The organism is Salinilacihabitans rarus (assembly GCF_024296665.1).
In the GTDB taxonomy this organism is placed as follows: domain Archaea; phylum Halobacteriota; class Halobacteria; order Halobacteriales; family Natrialbaceae; genus Salinilacihabitans; species Salinilacihabitans rarus.
This window is the reverse complement of record NZ_CP100762.1, coordinates 446,439-469,353: the sequence shown is the minus strand read 5'-3', so window position 1 is coordinate 469,353 and position 22,915 is coordinate 446,439. Positions and strand designations below refer to the sequence as shown.

The 22,915-nt window shown below is 70.3% G+C and carries 20 protein-coding genes, 1 tRNA gene and 1 pseudogene; 15 read left to right on the top strand and 7 right to left on the bottom strand.

Translation table 11 applies throughout. The annotated features are described in order from the left end of the window. Window positions 1-37: 37 nt before the first annotated feature. The 8 genes from NKG98_RS02430 (at window position 38) to NKG98_RS02395 (ending at window position 8,812) form a co-directional block, all read left to right on the top strand. Window positions 38-514, top strand: a complete 477-nt coding sequence (locus NKG98_RS02430; protein ID WP_254768153.1) for a YbaK/EbsC family protein — start codon at window positions 38-40, stop codon at window positions 512-514. A gap of 76 nt (window positions 515-590) precedes the next feature. Next, window positions 591-1,856, top strand: coding sequence for a YncE family protein (locus NKG98_RS02425; RefSeq protein WP_254768152.1), 1,266 nt, complete (start codon window positions 591-593; stop codon window positions 1,854-1,856). A gap of 108 nt (window positions 1,857-1,964) precedes the next feature. Continuing rightward, window positions 1,965-2,981 carry a metal ABC transporter substrate-binding protein gene (locus tag NKG98_RS02420; RefSeq protein ID WP_254768151.1) on the top strand — a complete coding sequence of 339 codons (1,017 nt, stop codon included), beginning with the start codon at window positions 1,965-1,967 and terminating at the stop codon, window positions 2,979-2,981. Window positions 2,982-3,049: 68 nt separating this feature from the next. Beyond that, complete coding sequence (locus tag NKG98_RS02415; protein ID WP_254768150.1) at window positions 3,050-3,790, top strand: metal ABC transporter ATP-binding protein; 741 nt, start codon at window positions 3,050-3,052, stop codon at window positions 3,788-3,790. After that, complete coding sequence (locus NKG98_RS02410) at window positions 3,790-4,872, top strand: metal ABC transporter permease (protein ID WP_254768149.1); 1,083 nt, start codon at window positions 3,790-3,792, stop codon at window positions 4,870-4,872. Before NKG98_RS02415 ends, NKG98_RS02410 begins: the two co-directional genes overlap by 1 nt. An 81-nt stretch (window positions 4,873-4,953) precedes the next feature. Further along, window positions 4,954-7,050: an acetate--CoA ligase family protein gene (locus NKG98_RS02405; protein WP_254768148.1), complete on the top strand. Its 2,097-nt coding sequence runs from the start codon at window positions 4,954-4,956 to the stop codon at window positions 7,048-7,050. Beyond that, window positions 7,047-8,153 (top strand): phosphotransacetylase family protein, encoded by a 1,107-nt coding sequence (locus NKG98_RS02400; RefSeq protein ID WP_254768147.1) that lies wholly within the window; start codon window positions 7,047-7,049, stop codon window positions 8,151-8,153. The genes NKG98_RS02405 and NKG98_RS02400 overlap by 4 nt, the downstream gene beginning before the upstream one ends. 365 nt (window positions 8,154-8,518) lie before the next feature. Next, window positions 8,519-8,812, top strand: coding sequence for a PRC-barrel domain-containing protein (locus NKG98_RS02395; protein WP_254768146.1), 294 nt, complete (start codon window positions 8,519-8,521; stop codon window positions 8,810-8,812). On the opposite strand, the gene NKG98_RS02390 is transcribed toward NKG98_RS02395, so the two are convergent. Further along, window positions 8,809-10,257, bottom strand: a complete 1,449-nt coding sequence (locus NKG98_RS02390; RefSeq protein WP_254768145.1) for a DHH family phosphoesterase — start codon at window positions 10,255-10,257, stop codon at window positions 8,809-8,811. The two genes, NKG98_RS02395 and NKG98_RS02390, sit on opposite strands and share 4 nt — an antisense overlap. 162 nt (window positions 10,258-10,419) lie before the next feature. On the opposite strand from NKG98_RS02390, the gene NKG98_RS02385 reads away from it, so the two are divergent. After that, window positions 10,420-10,493 (top strand) — tRNA-Lys (locus tag NKG98_RS02385). A gap of 344 nt (window positions 10,494-10,837) precedes the next feature. On the opposite strand, the gene NKG98_RS02380 is transcribed toward NKG98_RS02385, so the two are convergent. Then, on the bottom strand, window positions 10,838-11,524 hold the full coding sequence (locus NKG98_RS02380) for a hypothetical protein (protein WP_254768144.1): 687 nt from the start codon (window positions 11,522-11,524) through the stop codon (window positions 10,838-10,840). A gap of 211 nt (window positions 11,525-11,735) precedes the next feature. Here NKG98_RS02380 and NKG98_RS02375 point away from each other — a divergent pair, with 211 nt between their 5' ends. Then, on the top strand, window positions 11,736-13,016 hold the full coding sequence (locus tag NKG98_RS02375) for a hypothetical protein (RefSeq protein WP_254768143.1): 1,281 nt from the start codon (window positions 11,736-11,738) through the stop codon (window positions 13,014-13,016). A gap of 37 nt (window positions 13,017-13,053) precedes the next feature. On the opposite strand, the gene NKG98_RS02370 is transcribed toward NKG98_RS02375, so the two are convergent. Both NKG98_RS02370 and NKG98_RS02365 read right to left on the bottom strand, forming a co-directional pair. Continuing rightward, complete coding sequence (locus NKG98_RS02370; protein ID WP_254768142.1) at window positions 13,054-14,880, bottom strand: asparagine synthetase B family protein; 1,827 nt, start codon at window positions 14,878-14,880, stop codon at window positions 13,054-13,056. Window positions 14,881-15,006: 126 nt separating this feature from the next. Continuing rightward, window positions 15,007-17,193 (bottom strand): right-handed parallel beta-helix repeat-containing protein, encoded by a 2,187-nt coding sequence (locus tag NKG98_RS02365; protein ID WP_254768141.1) that lies wholly within the window; start codon window positions 17,191-17,193, stop codon window positions 15,007-15,009. A 223-nt stretch (window positions 17,194-17,416) separates the two neighbouring features. On the opposite strand from NKG98_RS02365, the gene NKG98_RS02360 reads away from it, so the two are divergent. From NKG98_RS02360 to NKG98_RS02345, 4 genes are all read left to right on the top strand, one after another. Beyond that, entirely contained in the window at window positions 17,417-18,181 is a 765-nt protein-coding gene (locus NKG98_RS02360; RefSeq protein ID WP_254768140.1) for an enoyl-CoA hydratase/isomerase family protein, read from the top strand. Between the two features lie 57 nt (window positions 18,182-18,238). Then, window positions 18,239-18,520: a hypothetical protein gene (locus NKG98_RS02355; RefSeq protein ID WP_343230416.1), complete on the top strand. Its 282-nt coding sequence runs from the start codon at window positions 18,239-18,241 to the stop codon at window positions 18,518-18,520. Window positions 18,521-18,641: 121 nt separating this feature from the next. Beyond that, entirely contained in the window at window positions 18,642-19,226 is a 585-nt protein-coding gene (locus NKG98_RS02350) for a hypothetical protein (RefSeq protein ID WP_254768139.1), read from the top strand. Between the two features lie 52 nt (window positions 19,227-19,278). Next, window positions 19,279-20,217 (top strand): phosphatase PAP2 family protein, encoded by a 939-nt coding sequence (locus NKG98_RS02345; RefSeq protein ID WP_254768138.1) that lies wholly within the window; start codon window positions 19,279-19,281, stop codon window positions 20,215-20,217. Window positions 20,218-20,229: 12 nt separating this feature from the next. On the opposite strand, the gene NKG98_RS02340 is transcribed toward NKG98_RS02345, so the two are convergent. The 3 genes and pseudogenes from NKG98_RS02340 to NKG98_RS02330 form a co-directional block, all read right to left on the bottom strand. Then, a complete protein-coding gene (locus tag NKG98_RS02340; RefSeq protein ID WP_254768137.1) occupies window positions 20,230-21,108 on the bottom strand; it encodes an amidohydrolase family protein in 879 nt (292 codons plus the stop codon). A 30-nt stretch (window positions 21,109-21,138) separates the two neighbouring features. Next, entirely contained in the window at window positions 21,139-21,885 is a 747-nt protein-coding gene (locus NKG98_RS02335; protein ID WP_254768136.1) for a proteasome assembly chaperone family protein, read from the bottom strand. 53 nt (window positions 21,886-21,938) lie between these two features. Continuing rightward, a pseudogene (locus NKG98_RS02330) lies at window positions 21,939-22,164 on the bottom strand (universal stress protein). 188 nt (window positions 22,165-22,352) lie between these two features. On the opposite strand from NKG98_RS02330, the gene NKG98_RS02325 reads away from it, so the two are divergent. Continuing rightward, on the top strand, window positions 22,353-22,907 hold the full coding sequence (locus NKG98_RS02325) for an NUDIX hydrolase (RefSeq protein WP_254768135.1): 555 nt from the start codon (window positions 22,353-22,355) through the stop codon (window positions 22,905-22,907). The last annotated feature ends 8 nt before the right edge of the window (window positions 22,908-22,915 follow it).

Genomic DNA, 22,915 nt, shown 5'->3' with positions numbered 1-22,915 from the left:
GGTAGCTTTTCTACGCGCGGCGTCGTCCGTCGCGCTCATGCACCCGCGTACAGCGTCGTTCAGGGCCCAGGCGCGGCAGGAGTACGGCTTCGATCCGGCGGTCGAGGAGTTCCCCGAGGGGACCGAGACCGCCGCGGACGCCGCGGCGGCGGTCGGCTGCGACGTCGCCCAGATCGCCAGTTCGCTCGCGTTCGACGTCGACGGCGACCTCGTCGTCTCGGTCACCAGCGGCGCGAACCGCGTCGACGAGGCCGCCCTCGGCGCGCAGTTCGACGCGCCGGCCGACGCGGTCTCGCTGGCCGATCCGGACCGGATCGAGCGGGTCCTCGGCTGGTCGATCGGCGGCGTCCCGCCGTTCTGTCACGACCGGCCCGTGCCCGTGGTGCTCGACGAGACGCTGCTCGCGTACGACACCGTCTGGGCCGCCGCGGGGACGCCGGACGCGGTGTTTCCGATCGACCCCGAGCGACTCCGGACGCTCGCCGGCGCCGAGGCGGTCGCCGTCGGCGAGTGAGCGACGGCTACGACCGTCAGGGAAGCCGAACCGTCCGTGGTGGCTTTTTGCGCGCCGGCGTCGACAGGCGACCGCGATGCCTGCACGGAACCGCGACGGCGAGGGCGACGTCGTCGAACCCGCCGCCGTGTCGCGACGACGCCTGCTCCGGCGGTCGGTCGCGGCCGGCGCGGGCGCGACGACGCTCGGGCGCGTCGGAGCGGCGCGGATCGGGTCGCGCCCGCAGGCGGACGCGCCCACGGTGTACGTCTTCAACACCGGCGACGGCACCGCGAGCCTGATCGACCCGTCGGCGCCGGAGGTGGTCGCGACGGTCCACCTCGGGACGACCTCCTCGTTCCCCTCGAACCAGTACGCGCCGCGGCTGGCGGACTCCCGGGAGGAGGTCCTCTGGCTCACCGTCGACGGCGGCGTGGAGGCGGTCGGGCTCTCGGGGCTGGAGACGGTCGCGAGCCACGAGACCGGCGCGGCCGCCAACTGGCTGGAGCGGACGCCCGACGGCGAGCACCTCGTCGTGAGCGCGCGGGAACCGGTCCACCGGAACTACCGGCTCGACGCCGACCCGGCGTCGGCCTCGTTCGGCGAGGTCACCGCCGAGATCGACCGCCGCGACGAACCCGCGATCGAGGGCGAGGACGGGCCCGGTCCCTGCGACGTGACGATCCACCCCGACGGCGAGTACGCCTACGTCCCCGACCGCTACGGGAACACGCTGACCGTCCTCGGGATCGACCCGTTCGAGATTCGGACGCAGGTCGCGGTCGACCCGGTCGACGACGCCGACCACGCCCGGCCGTGGATGGCGACGGCCTCGTGGGACGGCGACCTGCTGACCGTCGAGAACGAGGAGGGCGAGCGCGGCACGGAGAGCGTCTGGGACGTCAGCGATCCGGCCGGCCCGGTCGAGCGGACGCGGCTGACTGCCGACGACGGCCTCGGCGAGTCGCCGCTGACGAGCGAGATCGGCCCCGACGGCGAGGTCGCCTACGTGTTCACCCCCGGCACGGCGGACGTCACGGTCGTCGACCTCGGCGACGGGGCGGTCGTCGACCGCCTCGACCTCGGCGGGGAGGCGTTCACCGGGACGTGGGGGCCCGACAGGGAACGGCTCTTCGCGCCGGTCCAGACCGAAGACGAGGTCGCGGTGATCGACCACGAGCGCGGGACGGTCGCGGAACGGCTCCCGGTCGGCGCCGCGCCCTACGGCGCGACGGCGAGTTCCGCGCGCCCGCGGACGGACGCGCTCGACGAGGTGCTGGCGCGTCTCGCCGCCGACGGGGTCGTCTCGAACGGTGCCGCGACACACTGCATCGGCCGCTGTGGGTGTCCGCCCGACGGATAGCGACCCTCGATCGGCCGGTTACTAGCTCGCGTCCGATAGCTGCCACGAGTTATTAACTCGGACATTAGGTATAATAACTCTTTTACGACGGGGGCCGCATTCTCCGGTATGAACCTGACACGGCGCTCGGTGCTGCGCAACGGCGCGGGCGCGCTCGCGCTCGGTTCGCTGGCCGGCTGTCTGAGTTCGCCCGAGGAGGGTGCCGACGGAGCCGACGGGGACGACACCGGCTACGCCGCGTTCTTCGCCATCTGGGACTGGACGACACACGTCGGCGGCGACCGGTTCGCCTTCGAGAACCCGGTCGGCGTCGGCCAGAGCGGCCACGGCTGGAGCCCCGGGGGCAACCTCGCCACGGAAATCGCCTCGACGGACGCCTTCGTCTACCTCGACATGCCGGAGTTCGCGTGGGCACAGGACATCGCGAACCAGATCGAGGCCGACTACGACGACGTCGCCGTGATCGACGCCCTCGACGCCGTCCCGGCGGCCCAACTGCTCGACCCGACGGACGCTCGCGGGCACGACCACGACGAGGACGGCAACGACGGCGAAGGCGACCACGCCGGCGAGGGCTTCGACCCCCACGTCTGGACCGACCCGGTGCTGGTCGGCGAGATGGTCGACGGGATCGCCGACGGGCTTGCCGCGGCCGACCCCGACGGGGCCGACGTCTACGCGGCCAACGCCGACGACTACCGCGAGCGCATCGACGACCTCGACGCGGCGTTCCGCCGGCTCGTCGACGACGCCGCCCGGGACGTGGCCGTCTTCGCGGGCCACGACTCCTTCCGCTACCTCGAACGGCGCTACGGCTTCGAGTTGCACTCGCCGGTCGGGGTCTCGCCCGACGAGTCCCCGAGCCCGACCGAAATCGCGGACACGATCGACCTCGTCGACGGGGAGGGCATCGACACGATCCTCTACGATCCCTTCGCGGCACCCGGCGACGAGATCCCCCAGATCGCGGCGTCGATCATCGAGAGCAGCGACGCGACCGACGCCGTCCCCATCAGCCCCGCCGAGGGGACCACCGCCGAGTGGAACGAGACGGGCTGGGGCTGGCTCGACCAGATGCGGGAGCTGAACCTGCCGTCGCTGCGAACCGCCCTCGACGCGGAGTGACCATGTCGGCGCCGACGCGAACTGGAAGAACTAAACGTCTCGCGCGCGGAGGATCGGGCGACTCCACCGTGCCCCCGGTCGTCGAACTCGAGGACGTGTCGTTCGCCTACGACGAGACCGACGTGGTCCGCGACGTCTCGCTGACCATCGAGGCGGGGGACTTCCTCGGGCTGATCGGCCCGAACGGCTCCGGGAAGACGACGCTGTTGCACCTCATGCTCGGCCTGCTCGAACCCGACGAGGGCCGGATCGAGCTGTTCGGCCGGCCGATCGACGAGTTCGATCGGGGCGAGCGGATCGGCTACGTCTCCCAGCAGGCGACCTCGCGGGGCGGCTCGATGCCGGTCACCGTCCGCGAGGGCGTGACGATGGGACGGTTCGCCCGCGCGGGCCGCTCGCGGCTGACCGCGGAAGACCACGAGATCGTCGACGAGGCCCTCGAAACGGTCGGCATCGCCGACATCTCGGACCGGCGGATCAACCGCCTCTCGGGCGGCCAGCGCCAGCGGGCGTACATCGCGCGGGCGCTGGCCTCGGAGGCCGACCTGCTCGCGCTCGACGAGCCGACCGTCGGCGTCGACGCCGAGTCCCGGGACGCGTTCTACCGGCTGCTGGACTCGCTGAACGAGTCGGGGATCACGATCATCCTCATCGAACACGACGTCGGGGTCGTCACCGACCGCGCGAACCGCATCGCCTGCATCAACACGGAACTGTACCACCACGGCGACACCGAGTCGTTCGTCGAGAGCGACGCGCTGGCCGAGGCCTACGGCGCGACCGGACAGGTCGTCCACCACGATCACTGATGAGCGGGAACGTCGAGCGGACGGGAGAACGTGGGATCGCCGAGAGCGTCCGCTCCCTGCGAAAGCGACCGCGGCGAGCGGCCGAACTCGCCGGCCTCGCGGTCACCGCCGCGCTCGCGCTGGCGATGCTCGGCTTCGTCGCCTGCTACTGGCTCCGGGCGTACCCCGTCGCGGGACCGCTGTACGAGCAGTACCTGATCGTCGGCGAGTGGATCGACCTCTACCTCGGGACGAACGTCTTCGAACACCCCCTCATGTGGCAACAGCTGTCGACGGGGGTGCTCGTCGGCGTCGTCGCGCCGCTCGTGGGGACGTTCCTCGTCCACCGCCAGATGGCGCTCATCGGCGAGACGCTCGCGCACACGGCGTTCGCCGGCGTCGCGATCGGTTTCGCCGCGGGCTCGGTGACCGGCTGGGGCGGCTCCCAGCGGGGGCTGGCGCTGTACGCGGCGCTCGTCGTCGGCGTCCTCGGCGCGCTCGGGGTCCAGTGGCTCTCCGAGCGGACGGACGCCTACGGCGACGTCCCCATCGCGATCATGCTCACCGGCAGCTTCGCCCTCGGGACGATCGTCGTCAGCTACGGGCCGGGCCAGCAGGGGTTCACCATCGACGAGTACCTCTTCGGAAACCTCTCGGTCGTCACCCCCGCCGGCGCCCGGCTGATGGCCGTCCTCAGCGTCGTCGTCGTCGCCGCCGTCGCGCTCGCGTACAAGCAACTGGTGTTTATCACCTTCGACGAGCAGGCCGCCCGCGTCGCCCGGCTGAACGTCACCGGCTACAACACCCTGCTGGTCGTGCTGACGGCGGTCGTCGTCGTCGGTTCGATGCAGGTACTCGGCGTGATCCTCGTCGCCGGGATGCTCGTCATCCCGGTCGCCGCCGCCTCGCAGGTCGCACGCGGCTTCCGGGAGACGCTGTACCTCTCGGTGCTGGCCGGGCAGGCCGCGATCGTCGGCGGCTTCGCGGCCGCGATCCGCTGGGGACTCCCCTCGGGCGGGTCGATCGTCCTCGTCGCGGTCGCGCTCTACCTGCTGGCGGTCGCCGCCTCGAACCGATCGACGACGGCGATATCGACGCATTGATCCGGCCAAACCAACGGGGTGGACCCACGAATCGGGAACGGGAGAACACGTTTAACTCCGCGCTCGGCCAAGCCACGAGTGATGGGAAGGTTACACGAGTTGTTCGCACCCGAGACTGTCGCCGTGGTCGGCGCGACCGACCGCGAGGGGGCCGTCGGTCGGGCGATCCTCGAGAACCTCCGGACGGACTTCGCCGGCAAAGTGGTGCCGGTGAATCCGAACCGCGATGAGGTACTCGGCCTCGAGTGTCACTCCGACGTCGCCAGCGCTCCTCCCGTCGACTTATCCGTGATCGTCGTCCCGCCGCCGTACGTGATCGACGCCATCCGCGACTCCGCGGAGGCCGGCGTCGAGAACGTCGTCGTCATCACCGCCGGCTTCTCCGAGACCGGCGGCGAGGGCGCCGCACGCGAGCGGGAACTGCGCGAGGTCGCCGCCGAGTACGACCTCAACCTCGTCGGGCCCAACAGCTTAGGGGTGATGAGCACGCGCGCCGGCATGAACGCCACCTTCGGGCCCGAGAACGCCCTCGAAGGGTCGGTCTCGTTCATGAGCCAGTCGGGGGCGTTCATCACCGCCGTGCTCGACTGGGCGAACCAGCAGGAGATCGGTTTCCGGGACGTCGTCTCGCTCGGCAACAAGTCCGTCCTCGACGAGACCGACTTCGTCCACGAGTGGGGCGAGGACGACGGCACCGACGTCGTCATCGGCTACCTCGAAGGGATCGACGAGGGGCGCGCGTTCGTCGACGCCGCCCGCGAGGTCAGCGAGGACACCCCGATCGTCCTCGTCAAGTCCGGCCGGACCGACGCGGGCGCGGCCGCCGCCTCCTCGCACACCGGTGCCATCGCCGGCAGCGAGCGCGCCTACGAGGCCGGCCTCGAACAGGCGGGCGTCCTGCGGGCGAGTTCGGTCCAGGAGCTGTTCGACTGGGCGCGCGCGCTCTCGGGACTGCCGACGCCCGAGTCCGACGGCGTCGCCGTCGTCACGAACGCGGGCGGGCCGGGCGTGCTCACGACCGACGCGGTCGGCGACTCGCGCCTCGATATGGCCTCGTTCACCGACGAGACGATCGAGACGCTCTCGGAGGCGATGCCCGACGAGGCGAACGTCTACAACCCGATCGACGCCATCGGCGACGCCGACGTCGAGCGGTTCGAGGAGGCCCTCGACGTCGCGCTGGCCGACCCGAACGTCGGCTGTGCGGTCGTCGTCTCGGCGCCGACGGCGGTGCTCGACTACGACGACCTCGCCGAGGCGGTGATCGAGCGCAGCGAGGAACACGACAAGCCCGTCGTCACCTGCCTGATGGGCGGCGAGCGCACCCGCTCGGCGGAGGCGGTCCTCCGCGACAGCGGCATCCCCAACTACTTCGACCCCGCGCGGGCCGTGTCGGGGCTCGACGCGCTCGCGACCTACCGCGACGTCAGCGAGCGCACCTACGACGAGCCGACGGCGTTCGACGTCGACCGCGAGCGCGCCCGCGAGATCCTCGAACGGGCGCGCGACCGCGAGGACAACCGGCTGGGCGTCGAGGCGATGGACCTGCTCGACGCCTACGGCATCCCGATCCCCGAGGGCGAAATCGTCGACGACCCGGCGGACGCGCATGCGGTCGCCGAGTCGATCGACGGCGACGTCGTGATGAAGATCGTCAGCCCGGAGATCACCCACAAGTCCGACATCGGCGGCGTCAAGGTCGGCGTCGGCGACGAGGACGTCTACGACGCCTACGAGGACCTCGTCGCCCGGGCGCACAACTACCAGCCCGACGCGACGATCCTCGGCGTGCAGGTCCAGGAGATGCTCGACCTCGAGGGGTCGACCGAGACCATCGTCGGGATGAACCGCGACCCCCAGTTCGGCCCGCTGCTGCTGTTCGGGCTGGGTGGCATCTTCGTCGAGATCTTGAAGGACACGTCGGTCCGCGTCGCGCCCGTCGGCGAGGACGAGGCCGCCGAGATGGTCGACGAGATCAAGGCGGCGCCGCTGCTGCGCGGCGCGCGCGGACGGGACCCGGCGGACGTCGACGCGGTCGTCGAGACGATCCAGCGACTCTCGCAACTGGTGACGGACTTCCCGTCGATCCTCGAACTCGACGTGAACCCGCTGGTCGCGGGGCCGGAGGGCGTACAGGCGATCGACCTCAGACTCACCGTTGACACGGAGGAACTATGAGCGACACCGACACCGATACCGACACCACCACCGACACCACCGAGACGGACACGATCCTCGTCACGTCACTGGAGAAGAGTACCGGCAAGACCGCCATCGCGCTCGCGCTCGCCCGACTGGCCCGCGAGCGCGGCGAGGACGTCGGCTACATGAAACCGAAGGGGACGCGCCTGCAGAGCAACGTCGGGAAGACCCTCGACGAGGACCCGATGTTCGCGCGCGAACTGCTCGACCTCGACGCGGAGATGCACGACCTCGAACCGGTCGTCTACTCGCCGACGTTCATCGAGCAGGCGATCCGCGGCCGCGAGAACCCCGACGAACTGCGCGACCGGGTCCGCGAGGCGTTCGAGACGCTCGCGGCGGACCACGACCGGGTGTTCCTCGAGGGCGGCGGGCGACTCGAACTCGGCGGCATCGTCGATCTCACCGACGCCGACGTCGCCGACCTGCTCGACGCCCGCGTACTGCTCGTCGCCCCGTACGAGGTGCCCGGCGACGTCGACGACGTCCTCGCCGCGGCCGAGGTGCTGGGCGACCACCTCGACGGCGTCGTCTTCAACGACGTCGCCGACGCGGTCTACGACCAGCTCGAGAACGAGGTCGTCCCGTTCCTCGAAGGACAGGACATCCCCGTCTACGGCGTGCTCCCGACCGAGCGGACGCTGTCGGGGGTCACCGTCGGCGACCTCGCGGACGAACTCGGCGCGAACCTCCTCGTCGAGGGCGAGACCGACGCCTACGTCGAACGGTTCAGCGTCGGCGCGATGGGCGCCGACAGCGCGCTGCGGCACTTCCGCCGGACGAAGAACGCCGCGGTCATCACGGGCGGCGACCGCGCGGAACTCCAGACCGCCGCGCTCGAAGCGCCGGGCGTGCGCTGTCTCATCCTGACCGGCGGCCACCGGCCGTCGGGGGCGATCCTCGGGCAGGCCGCCGAGAAGGACCTGCCGGTGTTGCTGGTCAACACGGACACGCTGACGACCATCGAACGGGCCGAAGACGTCGTCCGTAGCGGCCGCACCCGCGACGAACGGACCGTCGACCGGATGGAGGAACTCCTCTCGAACCACGCCGACGTCGACGCCATCCTCGGGGAGTGAGCGCGTCGAGACCGGGCGCTGTCGGCGCGCGGTCGACTCGTATAAGGGCGTCGGGGCCGTGGGGACGGCCGCTCCGGGCCTGACGGGCCGTCCCCGTGCCGGTTGTCAGAGGCACCCCGGCGACAGATCGTTCGCCCTCCAGCGATATATTCTCACGCGTCGCCGATCCCGCCACACGATCGTTAATTAGTGTTAAATGTTACTCTCGTTTATAAGGGGTCGCGTCGTCCGATCGCGGTCGGAATCCGTCGGACCCGCGTCGCGACCCCGCCGAGCGGGGGCGGCCGCGACGGGTCGGCCCGGGCGCGGCCGGTCGGGTGGCGTCTGACTAAGAGTTAAGAGTCAGCCTCGCGTGATCGTTCGGTATGGACGACACTCCCCAGGAGATCACGTCGCTCGTCGGGCGAGAGGTGTACTCGAACAACGGCATCTACGTCGGCGAGGTCGAGGACCTGCGTCTGGACGTCGACGGCGAGAGCGTCACCGGCCTCGCGCTCGGCACCCTCAACCCGGAACTGTTCGACGAGGAAGCCCGGAGCGCGCGGGGGGTCATCGTACCCTACCGCTGGGTGCGGGCGGTCGGCGACGTCGTCCTCGTCAACGACGTCATCGAGCGCGTCCGCGACCCCGATCAGGAACGAGAGGAAGTCGTCGTCTAACCGCCGTTCGATCCTTCGCTGCCGTCGACGCCCATCGCGTCGAACAGCGTCCGTTTCACCGCCTCCTCGGTCAACTCAAGTAACGTGTCGCGGGTGTCGTCGGAGATCTCGATCCCGGTGAAGATGCCGAGGGGGATCTCGGCGCTGGCCTGCGTGGAGTGGCCGGCGGTCTCGCCGATCTCCCCGTAGGCGTCGGCGAGGACGCTGCCGATGTTCATCCGGATGTCCTTCGAGCGGGCCGCGAGGAAGATCGTCTCCTCGGAGATGCCGAAGACGGCCGTCGTCGTCACCCCTTCGAGGTTGAGGAGGTGGCTCGCCGCCTGCGTGAGCGCCTCGCGGTCGCGGACGAACCCCGCGTTCGAGACGAGGTGGCTCCCCTGAACGTCGCGGTTGGCGATGGCCTCGGCGAGGACGTCCAGCGTCTCGGGGGACATCGACGGCGACTCCACCTGTTCGAGGGTGTCGTGGTTCGCGAACGGGTAGAGGTAGGCCGCGGCGGTGAGGTCGGCGGGGGTCGTGTCGCGCTTGAAGTCGAGCGTCTCGGCGCGGATGCCGTAGAGCAGGGCGGTCGCGACCTCCTCGGAGACGTTCATGTCGAACTCCTGGATGTACTTCGTCATGATCGTCGACGTCGAGGACATGTTCGGGCGGATGTCGACGAACGAGGGGTCGTAGTCGACCTCGGGTTCGCGGTGGTCGACGATGATGTCGACGTCGAACTCCATCTCGCCGGAGGTGGCGCGGTCGACGAGCGCGACCGTGTCGTACGCCGAGCGGTCCTCGACGTCGTCCCACTGGAGGAGGTCGATCCCGAGCAGGTTGACGAACGCCCGGTTCTCCTGGTGGCCGATCTCGTCCATGTAGATGATGTCCGCCTCGACCCCGAGATGGTCGGCGATGGCCTGCAGCGCCGCCGCGCTGGCGATGGAGTCGGGGTCGGGGCTGTCCTGAGTGACGATCGCGAGTCGCCCGGCGGTCTCCTCGATGATCTCCGCGAGTTTGCCCGCGTTGTACTCGAGTTCACCCGATTCGAGCGCGCGCAGGGCCGAGTCGGCGATCACCGTCGAGGGGTTGATCACGACGTCGGCGCCGAGGTCGGAGAGTTCGTCGCCCGAGACCGGGTCGCTCGCGCGCGCGACCACGAACTGCTCGCCGTCGTTCTCGCGGATGTTCTCGACGGCCTGCTTGTTCGCCTCGACGTCCGAGGCGAGGATGAGGACGACGCTCCGGTCGGCGACGAGGTCGGCGGTCTCCGGGTCGCCGATGTCGGCGGTGCGGGCGTCGAGGTCCTGGTCGCGCAGCGACTCGACGCGACTCTCGTCGCGGTCGATGATGAGGACGTCCTTCCCCTGATCGACGAGTTCCTCCGCGACGGCGTAGCCGACGCTGCCACAGCCCAGAATGGCGTAGTCAGATATCGACGAGATAGTGACCCCCGTGCTCATGGTGAGAGTGTGGTTGAACCCACCGTACTTAACGCTCCCGAAGATTGTTACGTTTTGGTTCTCGGACAGGACGCTCTCGGCGCGCAACCGGTTTGTCCCGCCCTCGCACGGAACTCGCTAAAGGAAACGTATTTCAATACCCGACCGAAACGTTCGTACACAGGGCCGGTAGCTCAGTTAGGCAGAGCGACGGACTCTTAATCCGTCGGTCGCGTGTTCAAATCGCGCCCGGCCCGCTTCTCACCGCGAGCAACTCCGCGAGCGGTGAGCATCGGATCCGGCGGGATTTGAACGTAGGGAGGTCGCGCGGAACGGAGTGAGCACGTCCGACTGTGTGTTCAAATCGCGCCCGGCCCGCTTTCTGCGACGAACGATTCGCGAGGAGCGAAGCGGCAGGCACGATTTGAACGCAGGGAGGCTGCGCGCAACGAAGCGAGCACGTCCGACCGTGCGGTCAGAGTCCGCCATCGGCGGACTCTGACGTAAATCGAGGTTCCGCGAACGAAGTGAGCGGGTTCTCGGGCGTGGTTCGAATCGCGGCCCGCTCTCATCACGGACGACCGCCCGAGCGGCGACGCCGTCACCGCCGTACGCCCCCGTGACCGATCGTCCGTCCGCGAAGACGCTGGAGGAGCCCCCGCACGCGAGCGAGCGCCGGCCCGAGGACGGGGTTCGCGGTCACGGCCACGTAGGCCGTCTGGGGATCGTACCGGCCGGTTTCGAGGGCGTGCAGCGCCACCGCCGTCGCCCGGTGGTTCCCGTCGGCGACGAACCACGGGGTCGCGCCGCGTCTGGTCCGGACGACAAGCGGGTCGAGTCGTCGCCCGGCGGCGAGGTCGTCGCGGTACGCGCGGATCGCCGCCGGGTCGATTCCCGCCTCCCGGAGCGGGGCGAACCCCTCCTCGCGGGCCCGCTCGGCCACGCCGAACAGGGTCCCGTCCGTGGAGGCGGCCCGCCACAGGGCGTCGTCCGGGCCGTTCACCGGCCGGAGCGCCGCGAAGCGATCCCAGTCGAGGTCGAGTCGGTACCAGCGGACGGGTCGCTCGCGCCAGACGAACGCCGCCGCCCCCGGCTTCGCCGCGAGGAGCGCGTCGAGCATCGCCGTCCGGTCCGTCGGGACCGACTCCGGATCGACGGGGGCCGCGCCGCGGTCGGCCTCCCGGGCGAGCCACGCCCGGAGGACGCGCTCCTCGGGGACAGGGACCGGTTCGGGCGCCGCTTCGCCGGGGGCGCTCGTCTGGCGCGTTCGGGACACGAGCCGAGTCACCGGCTCCCTACAGCGGCCAGCGGCATATATCCGTGGCCGGCGCCGTCGCGTACGGGCGGTTCGGGGGAGCGGCGCGCTCGCGGACGTATAAAGATTAGCGAGTCCGGGTCGATACCCCTTCCGTGGACAGTTAGGAACAAATTTATCTCACGAAAAATTATAAGTGGCAATACGAAAAATTTATGTTCCGGTGACTGTCCGTCTGGGGTGTATGGCACGCGAACCTGACGTACTGGATGACGAGACTGCCGACGCGGACGACACCCGCGAACGGCCGAACAGGGACGGTTCGATCCACCGTCGCGCGTACCTCGGGATGGTGGGCGCGGCCGCGGCCGGCGCGGCGACGGCCGCCGCGAGCGGAACGGCGGCCGCGGCGTCGGACGACTACGACGTGATCGAGGTCCCCTCGGGCCAACACGAGGTCATCTCGGTCGGCAGCGGCGAGACGTTCGAGAACGTCCTGATCGACTGTACCGCGTCGAACACGGCGGCGACGATCCACGCGCGCGGCAGCGACTGGACGATCCGCGACGTCGGCTTCCGCGGCGACCACGACCTCCGCAACGACCCGCCGTGTTTCGCGATCACCGCGGCCGTCGACGCCGGGTCGACCGGCCGGATCGAGAACGTCTACCTCGGCGACGGGTCGAGCGTCGGCGAGGACGACTGCGGCGTCCACGGCGGCAAGAACTGGGGGCGCAGCGCGCTGTGGGCGTCGAGCGAGCACGCCGGCACCCTCGAACTCGACCGCGTCCACTTCGCGGGGTGGCCCTCGAACGCGGCCTACGCCTCCGGCGCCGGGCCCAGCGGCGGCCCGGTCAAACTCGAGTCGTGTTACTTCCGGGGCAACGGCGTCAACCACCTGCGGCTGGGGACGAAGGGGAGTCGCGCCCGCGACTGCGTCTTCGTCCACGACGCGACCGGCTACCCCGGCGGCCGGGGTATCTGGGCGTGGTACCGGTCGAACCCCTCCGACATCGTCCTCGAAGACTGCCACTTCACGTGGGAGACCCCCGGGAGCATGACGACGACGGCCCAGGGCGGCACCGCGACCCTGCGCGACTGCGAGTTCGCCGGCGACCGGCCCACGAGCGAGTTCACCGTCGAAGGCGCCGGCTCGAATCCGACGACCGAGGTCCCCGAGGGCGTCCCCACGAGCGCCGAGGAGGCGGCCGCTGGCGGCTCCGTCGAGGGCGACGACGAGCCGCTCCTGTTGAACACGATCTTCTTCGACGGCCGCGAGAAGGGGTCCGACGAGATCACCAGCTACGAGTTCACCGTCTCCGGGGCGGTCGCGGCCAGCACCGACGACGGCGCGACGGTCGACGACGCCGCGGAGGTCGACGGCAACCGCGCGAGCGGCGAGGTCGCAAACTGGCTCGACGCCTACCGGTTCAGCGGCCGGCTGGAGTCGCTGTCGGTCGACGGCGAGGCGGAGGTCCGGGTCAACGGCGTCGCGGTCGACCCCGACACGTTGCTGGAGGACTGACGGGGCCGCGGACCGCGCCGTAGGTCCCGGCCGCGGCTCAGGCGAACACCGCGTCCCGGTTGGCCTCGAGGACGCTCCGGGTCGAGTGGATGTCGTCGACGACGGAGGTCAGCGCGAAGATCCGGTAGAGGGTGAACTTCCCGTACTCGTCGTGGGCGTCGATGATCCGGTCGAGCGCCTGCCGGTCGAAGAGGTCGTCGACGACGTCGTTGCGGTCGACCTGGTGGCGGATGCAGTCGACGGTGTCCGGGCCGACCGTCGAGCCCGTGTCGAGGTCGTTGAACGCCTTGATGAACGGTTTCACCGTCTCGAAGACGGACGGGTACCGCGAGAGGACGTCGTCGACGAGCGCCGCGAGGGCGTGGCGCGAGGAGTCGACGGGTGCCCCGTAGATGGGGTGGACCCGGCCGGCGGCGCTCGGCGCGAGTTGGCCGAGGAACGACCGGTAGAGCTTGTACCGCTCCTTCTGTTCCGGCGGGCAGTTCATCGCGTACCGGAAAAACGGCAGCGAGTAAAACGGCGTCACGCTCCAGAAGAACAGCCGGTTGCGGTCCTCGCCCTCGAACAGGAAGTTGACCGCCCGCCCGTACACGAGGAAGTGGACGTACTTCCCGGCGGGGGTCCGCTCCGGGAACGCGTCGACGTGCTCGCGGACGCTCCGCCTGATCTCGCCCTCGGAGAGCCGCGTCAGCTCCGCCACCCGCTCGACGTCGACGAGGCTGTTCTGTGCCAGCACGTAGTCGACGAGGTCGTCCTCGGAGAGCGACCGGACCGGGGTCAGGTCGGGGAGGGCCTTGTCCCCGCCGTCGCCGGTGATGTACGTGACGTCGGGGCCGAACTCGGCTTCGAGCTGGCGGAAGAAGTCGAGGATGAACGAGGTCATCAGCCCGATGTGGCCGTTTTTCGTCTTCACGAGCGTGTCGAGGTCCGCACCCGTCGGGTGGCCGACGTGGTAGGTCCGCCAGTCGACGTCGAAGTCCGCCGCCAGCCGCTCGGCGATTTCGACGTCGGACCGCGCGACGTACTCCTCGGACTCCATCGTGGCCGCCACGGGCGAGAGCCCGGCCGCCGCGTAGCCGGCGAGCACCGACCGGGAGTCGAGCCCGCCGCTCAGCGAGATCACGTCGCGGTCGGCGTACCCCGCGCGGTTCTCGCAGGCCGTCTCGAACCGCGAGACGAGTTCGGAGGCGTTGCGCGTCCGGCTCCGGTCGTCGTGGCGGTGCTCGTCGAAGTCGAAGGTGTGGAGCCGCGTCGTCGTGACCGCGAGCGAGTCGGGTTCGACCGTCAGCAGCGTCGCCGGCCGGAGTCGGCTGACGCCCTCGACGATCGTTCGATCGCCCAGCGTGTAGCCGAACAGGAGACACTGCGCGACGCCGAGGCGGTCGAACTCGACGTCGATGGATTCGAGGAGGTAACGGATCTCGCGCGAGAGGACGAACGCGTCCTCGTCGCGGTAGTAGTACGTCGGCAGCCGCGCGAGCGCGTCGTTGAGCACGGCGAGTCGCCCGCTCTCCACGTCGCAGGCGACCAGCAGGAACTCCCCGTCGACGTCGAGCAGCCAGTCGCGGATCGGCCCCGGATCCGGGTCGTCCGCCAGCGCCCGGCGGGCGACCTCGATGACCTCCGATTCGACGGCGTCGGCCGGCCGGTCGTAGAGCCGTCCCTCGAAGCAGACCCGGACGCCGTCGGCCTCGAACGTCCGGATCGGGTACTCGGGGTAGGCCGTGTAGCCGACCGAGTGGACGTCGGTCCGGTACGCGATGTGGGGGTTCAGCCGCTCCGTGTGCAACAGCGGCCGAAGCGACTCCGCGAACGACCCCTGGCGGGGCTCCCGTCGGGACAGCCTGCCGGTGATTCCGACCATGTCCGGACCCGACGCCGTTACCCGGTATTGTTATATCACGGCTTCGGACGGGTACAGCCCCGTTACCGTCGCGTCAGCCCGAGGGTCAGAGAACCCGACCGGAGCGCGGTCGGTCCCCGACGCCGCTCAGACGTCCCCGGGGTCGACCGCGACGCCGTTGACCCGGACCTCCGCCTCGCCCTGGCGTAACTCGAGGTTCGTCAGCGATCCCTCGAAGCGGAAGCTGTCGACGTGCTCGGGGTCGGTCACCCAGCCCGTGACGGTGCTGCCGTCGATCTCGTCCCACTCTTCTAGGGTTCCGCGGTCGGGGTTGTCGACGACGTCGCCGCTCGCGGTGAAGGTGTACTCCGTCGGCGTCCCCGTGCCGGTGATCGTGATCCGGTTCGGCGGGACGCCGTCGCCGTCGTCGGCCCCGAGGTCGTCGGGGTCGACGGCGTCGCCGTCGAGGTAGACGTCGAGGTTCTCCGCGCCGGAGAGTTCGAACCGCTCTATCTCGCCGGTGAACTGCCACTCGGTCCAGGAGTCGGTCAGGTACCACTCGGCCCAGCCGTCGCCGTACTGTTCGCCTTCCTCGACCCACTCGGCGATCTCCTCGGCGGGGCGGATCTCGCCGCTGACTTCGATCAGGTACTCGGCGGTCCCGTCGAGACGGAGGCTGTGCTCGCCGTCGTCCTCGTCCGCCGAGGGGTACGTCTCGGGGTCGACCTCCTCGCCGTCGACGTAGACGGTCACGGTGCTCGGGTCGTCCACGTCGAGGGTCTCGATCTCGCCGGTGACGTACCACGCGGTCTCGGAGTCGGTCAGGTACCACTCGACCCGGCCGTCGCCGTACTGGTCACCCTCTTCGACCCACTCTGCGATCTCGGGTGCCGGCTGCACCTCGCCGGAGGCCTCGATCACGTACTCGGCGGTCCCCACCAGTCGGACCTCGGTCCCCTCGGGTTCGGCGGGTTCGTCCTCGTCGTCGCGGTCGTCGCCTGGCTCCGACTCGCCGTCCCAGTCGCTCGACGGCGCCGGGCAACTCTCGTTCGCGGTGACGTCGCGGGTCGACGGCGCGACGCCGGTGAACTGCTGTCCGGAGACGTTGACGTTCGAGTCCTCGACGGAGACGTTGCTCGACCCGCGGAGTTCGATCCCGGGGCCGGACTTCTGGACGCAGACGCGCCGGAGCCGCGCCCCGTCGCGGTCGACGAGCCTGATCGCGGGTTTCGAGGAGTCGCCGACGACGCTCGTGTCCTCGATCACCGTCGCGCCGGAGCCGCCGTCGGCGAACTCGATGCCGGTGAAGCCGCCGTTCTGGTGGATCCGGCAGTCACGGATCTCGATCCCGTCGAGGCGACGCCGGGAGAAGACGGCGTGGGCGCCCTGCGGGCCGTTCATCAGGAAATCACAGCCTTCGACCTCGATGTCGCCGGGGACGTAGGAGTTGCTGTTGATCCAGATCCCCCGGGCCGCCCGGCCGCCGGACCAGCGCGCCCGCGGCACCGGCCCGCGCTGGTCGAAGACGGTGTCCCGGACCGCCGTGTTGCCGCCGATGCGGACGCCGACGTTGCTGTCCTCGATGAGACAGCCATCGATCGTCACGCGGCCGGGGATGTTCGCGACGTACAGCGTGTTGTTCGCGAAGTGCCGGAAGTGGCTGTTGCGAACGATCAGGTGGCCCTCGTTGCTCGGACCGGCCCACAACCCGCCGCGGTTGGAGGAGTCGCCCGGGTCGGCGCTCCCGTCGGTCGCGATCACGTTCTCGATCACGCCGGTCGCGCCGGCGCTGTCGACGTTGGGGTACAGCAGGTTCGACCCGGCCCGGTACTCCGGGTCGTCCATCTGCCCCTCGAAGACGACGTTCTTGAACTCCCAGTCGTTGCCACGGGGGTAGTTGATCGGCGCGGCGCCGGACGCCGTCAGGTCGATCGTGAAGTTGTCGAACGTCCACCGGTCGCCCTCGAAGAAGAGGTAGTTCCGGTTCTCGCTGCCGGGGACGACGATGGTCGCGTCCTCGCCGACCCACGTCCAGTCGTTCGCGGCGGTCCGGAACGACCGCAGCAGGTACCGCCCCGGCGGGAAGTAGATCGTCTTGCCGCTCCCGTGGACGCGGTCCAGTACGTCGTTGATCGCCCTGTTCCCGGTATCGTCGGCGCCGGCCTCGACGATGTTCACGTCGGCGTCCTCGGCCGCCGCGGCGCTGCCGGCCGCGCCGGCCATCACGCCGGCCGCGATCCCGGCCGCTTTCAGGTACGACCGTCGATCCAGCAGGGAGTCCCTGCGTACGTTGCGACTATCGGATTCACTCGTTCCCGAAGGTCCGCGTGCCATGCAGGTCAGGTTCGCTGTCGTGTTCTCATAGGGGTTGCCCAGCACCAGTTCACGAGTTAAGTGAACCGAACCGGTAGCCGGACGTTACTTATAAAATTTCTTGGTAAAACGAGAAGGATTGAACGAACGTTCGGCTATCCTGCCGGACGTGGCGAGATCGTCGCGGCCCGCCGCCGGCCGTCTCCCGCGTACAGTTAAGGCGCCGGCGTTCGAGACTGCGGCCATGCGCGTCGAAGACGACGACGGCGTCCTGCGAATCACGTTCGACCGACCGGCGGTGCTCAACGCCTTCTCGACGGAGACCGCCGAGGAACTCGCCGAGGCGGTGGCGAGCGCCTCCCCCGACGACCACCACGCGGTCGTGCTCACCGGCGAGGGCGACGCGTTCAGCGCCGGCGGCGACATTCAGGCGATGGCCGAGCGCGACGAGGGGCCGAGCGAGGCCTACGACCGGGTCACCGAGACGTTCGGGCGGGTCGTCGAGGAGATGCTCGAGTGTCGCGTGCCCACCGTCGCGAAGGTAAACGGCGACGCCGTCGGGGCGGGACTGGCCGTCGCGGCGCTGGCCGACTTCGCGTACGCGACCGAGGACGCGACGTTCTCGTGTGCGTTCGTCCGGGTCGGCCTCATCCCCGACACGGGCGGGACGTTCCTGCTGCCGCAACTGGTCGGACTGCGCACCGCGAAGCAACTGGCGTTCACCGGCGAGTTCTTCCCGGCCGAGCGGGCCGCGGCGATCGACCTGATCAACGAGGCGGTCCCCGCCGAGGAACTCGACGAGCGCGTCGCCGAGACCGTCGACCGCCTCTCCCGGCGACCGACGCGAACCATCGGGCTGGCAAAGCGGGCGATACACGAGAACCTCGGGCGGAACTGGTCGGCGGCGCTCGACTACGAGAACCACGTGCAGGTGCAGGCGTACACCTCCGAGGCCCACGAGGAGGGCGTCTCGGCGTTCCTCGAGGGACGGGATCCGGAGTTCGACTGACGGCCTGCAGGCACAGGCACCAGCGCCTTGGCCGGAATGGCCGTTCGTTCGAACGCCATGTCTCCCGACTTCACCGACGACGACGTCGGCAAGCGCGTCGTGAACGCGAACGGCGACGAGATCGGCGTGGTGACGGCGATCGAACACGGCACGCCACACGTCGAACCGGACCCCGGAATGACCGACACGATCAAGGCGAAACTCGGCTGGGAGGACCCCGACGAGAAGGCCTACCCGCTGCAGGAGGCCGCCGTCGACAGGGTCACCGACGACGAGATTCGCCTCAGGGGCGATCTCTCCGACGCCAGCGCGGGAATGGGATCGGACACCGGAATCTGAACTCGATCGGCCCGTCCGGAAGCCATCGATTTTTCGCCGGCGTTACCCGCCAGCGACGGCCTCGCCCCACGCGGATGCAGGCAGCAGGGGCTTTGCCGTCACGACCCACCTGACACGTGTCATGTGCGCACAATTCACGGACGACGACGTCGGCAAGACGGTCGTCGACGCCAACGGCGACGAGGTCGGACTGGTGGCGGTCGTCGAGGGCGACGTCGCCCACGTCGAACCGGACCCCGGCATACTGGACAGCATCAAGGCCGCGATCGGCTGGGACGAACCGGGTCCGGACACGGTCGCCCTCGAAGCGGAGTCGGTCGCGGAGATCACCGGCGACGCGGTCCGCCTGCGGGGGGACCTCTCCGAGAGCGTCGGCGCGGCGGGGGCGACCGACGAGGGCCGGCGGGCGGAACGGGTCGAGCGAGCGCGGGAGCGAACGCCGAGTACGGACGAGTCGCGGGAGCGTGATCGGGCCGCCGAGGGGATGGCGGGCGAGGAGCGTGGCGTCGACGAGGTCGAACCGAGCGACACCGAGGGCGAGGTCGACGCGGACGAACGGCCCCGCCAGCGCGGCGGTGAGGGGCCGACCGACGAACCCCCGGTGGACGAACCGGCCGACGACGAACTGGAGACGGACGCCGCCGAGGAGATCGAGGACCGCGACCGGGAGTCCGACCGCGGCGACGAGGACGACGTCGCGCCCTGACGGCCCGCTTTTTCGACACATACATCAGCCGTCGAGACGGAGTGGGTGACGAATGGCCAGGGAACTCGGAGGCGTCGAGTTCGTTCAGGGGGTACTCCCCGAGTCGCTGGCGCCCGTCGTCGCGCTCGTCACGCAACTCGGCGACGTCTGGTTCCTCGCGCTCGTCGTGACGCTCCTGTACGTCCGCGACGGCCGCGAGCGGTTCGCCGTCGTCGCCGCCCGGGCGCTCGGGGGGCTCGGCGTCCTCTACGCGCTGAAGTACTACTTCGCGTTCCCGCGGCCCAGCGCCCCGCTGGCGCCGGTCGAGGCGGTCCACCCGGCGATCCAGCCGCTGTACGCCGCGACGGGCTTTGCGGGCGGCTACGGCTTCCCGAGCGGCCACGCCCTGCTGTCGACGGTCGTCTACGTCTCGCTCGCCGGCGCCGTCGCGGCGGGGAGCGCCCGTCGGCGGTACGCCGCGGCCGCGGCCCTCGTCGGCGCCGTCTCCCTCTCGCGGGTCGCCCTCGGGGTCCACTACCTCGTCGACGTGCTCGCGGGCGTCGCCGTCGGCCTCGCCTTCCTCGGCGCGACGGCGCTTCTCCTCCGGCGGGCCGGACGCGAGCGGGGCGCCGTCGCGTTCCTCGTCGCGGTCGCCTGCGCGGCCGCCGGCGTCGGTTCGAGCGGCGCCGCCTTCGATCAGGTACTCTTGCTGGCGGCGACGCTCGGCGCGCTCACCGGCTGGGCCGCCTTCCGCGCGGCCGAGACCGCCGGCGAGGACGGCCGGCGCAGCGCCGTCCACGTCTGGACCGCGGGACTGGCCGTCGCGGCGCTGTTCGTCGTGACCGTCGGGGCCGCCGACCCCGTCCCCGGGCTGCCGGCGGCGGTCGGCCTCGCCGTCGCCGGCCTCGTCCTCGCGCCGATCCTCCGGTCGGCCGAGCGCGGCCGGCCGGTCGAGGAGTTCCTCGACCGCCTCGGGGTCGCCCTCGGCCGGGCCGTCGGACGGGGGGAGTGACCGCGCCCGCAGCTACAGCCCCAGAAACGACTCCGCGTTCTCCCAGAGGAGCTTTCGCTGGACGCCCTCGGGAAAGCCGAGTTCGGCGAACCCCTCGAGCCACGGCCGCGGTTCGAGCATCGGGTAGTCGGTACCGAACATGACCTTCTCGGGCAGGAGTTTCCGCGCGTAGTGGAGCACCTGCTCGTCGACGTACCCGGGCATCCACCCTGAGAGGTCCATGTAGACGTTGCCCTTCTGCTGACAGATCGCGAGTTGCTCTTTCTCCCACGGGAACGCGGGGTGGGCGATCAGGATCCGCAACTCGGGGTGGTCGGCCGCGACGGGGTCGATCAACATCGGATCCCCGTACTCGAGTTTGAGGCCGCGGCCGCCCGGGCTCCCGGCGCCGAGGGTCGAACTGCCGCCGTGGAAGACGACGGGGACGCCGAGGTCCTCGATCGTCGCCCACAGTTCCTCGTGGGCCGGCTCCGAGGGGTCGAACCCCTGGGCGATCTGCTGGAACTTGAACCCCGAGAGGTCGAGGTCCTCGACGCAGCGGATCGCCTCCTCGACGCAGTCGTCTTTCAGCGGGTCGACGCTCCCGAAGCCGACGAAGAACTCGGGGTACTCGTCGCGTACCTCGGCGACGTGGTCGTTGGGCACCGGCGGGTTCCCCGTGTTGGTCTCGGCGTCCCAGCCGAGCAACACCGCCCGGCCGACCCCCGTCTCGCGGTACTCCTCGATCATCTCCTCGTACGTGCCGGTCTCGAGGTCGGCGCCGAAGCGGTCGGCCGCGTCGCGCATCATCCGTCCGCCGGCGTCGCGCAGGAACGTCGCCGTCGGCTGGTGGGCGTGGGTGTCGATCGCCCGCGGTCCGTCGGCCGCCTCGAGCGCCGTCGGTAGCGACATACGCCGGGGTGCGACGCCCGGCGACAAAAATCACATGTACGATCGATCCTCGGGGTACTCGCGACCCGACTCCTCCTCGATCGCGGCCATCCGGTCGGCGAGCGCGGCGTAGTACCGCCGGAGTTCGGTCGACTGCTCGCGCAGGTCCCGCTCGTCCACGTCGAACCCGTAGACCCCTTCGAGCGCGTCGATGAGCGACAGCGCGGCATCGAGGTCCGGCCCCGGCGGGTGGATCGGCGTCACCAGCGCGCCCGCCGGCGGGGCGTCGCCGGCGAGGCTCCGGGCCATCACCTCCCCGACGACGCCGTCGAGGACGCCGCCTCGAAGCCCCTCGATCGTCGTCCCGTCGAGCCGTCGATCCCGGTACGCCGGGGTCGCGACGGAGAAGACGCCGTGTTCGTCGGGGCCGTGGGGGTAGGCCACGCCGTAGGGGACGACGATCTCGTCGACGCCGGCCCGCTCGGCCCACCCGAGCAGGGAGTCGACGAAGGACGCGGCCGCCCACACGGGGACGAACAGTTCGCCGACGACGAGCGAGAGCGGCGAGTCCGCGACGTCGTAGACGCGGGTGTGGTGCCGGGGCGTCCCGTTCGCGAACGGCGTGACCCCCGGCAGGCCGTCGGGAGCGAGGTGGCCGATCTCCTCGCAGTCGAACTGACGGACGAGGTAGTCGGTCGCGGTGACGCCGGCGAGTCCCGGTGTCGAGAGTCCGAGCACGAGGACGTCGCAGCGGCGGTCGTCGGGGCAGTGGACGTCGAACGACGCCTGCGGTGACATACGGTCCGTACGGGCGACGGCGTCAAAATCCCTCGGCTCGCTCCCGAACCGCGTCACGCCTCGGTCAGCCGAACGGCGAGCACCGGCACCGTCGACGACCTGACGACCTTCTCCGCGACGCTGCCGGCGAGGACGCTCGAGGCCCGTCCGGCCGTGGGTCCCCACCACGATCAGATCGACGTCGTGTTCGTCGGCGTACGCGAGGATCTCCCGGTGGGGAGTCCCCCTGACGACGTCGCCGACGACCCGGTCGACCCCCGCCTCGCGCGCGGCCGGCAACCTCGTCGACGACGGCGGCCGCGGCCCCCTCGAACTCCTCGATCAGCGTCACCGCCGCCGACTAAACCGTGTACGGCGACCGAATCGTTATTGCACAGGCGAATGTACGTCGGGCGTATGAATCGCGTCGCCCGGAACCGCGCTCCGTCTTCGTCTCCGTCGGACGACCACCGCCCGTCGCGTTACCGATGTCGGTCGACGAACTGACGCTCCGGGCCGATCAGGCCACCCGCCGCGCCGCGGACCTCTACCGCCGACTGGAGGGACGCGACGAGGAGTTCCTCGAACGCGAACGCAGCAAGCAGGTATCGAGGCGGCGGTTCAGCGCGCTCGTCGAGCGCATCCGCGAGAGCGGCACCCCCTACGGCGCGCACACGATCGTCTACCGGCCAACCGGGGAGGTGCTCCTCGTCCGCCACGAGGGCGTCGACATGTGGGTCCTCCCCGGCGGCCGCCTCGACCGCCACGAGTCCGCACTGGAGGGTGCGCGCCGCGAACTCGCCGAGGAGGCCGGCGTCGATGTCAGCTACGACGGTCTGGCGATTCTCACCCGGATCGACCTCGAAACGCGCGGCTACCGCACGTGGGGGGTCCTCCCGATCTTCGAGGCGCGCGCGGAGACCACCGACCCCGAGGTCGACGACCCGGACGGCGAAATCTCCGCGGCGCGCTGGTTCGAGACGCTCCCCGCGGACACCCGCGACCGCGAGGACCTCCTCGCGTGGCGCCGCGACCGCTTCTGACGCCGCCC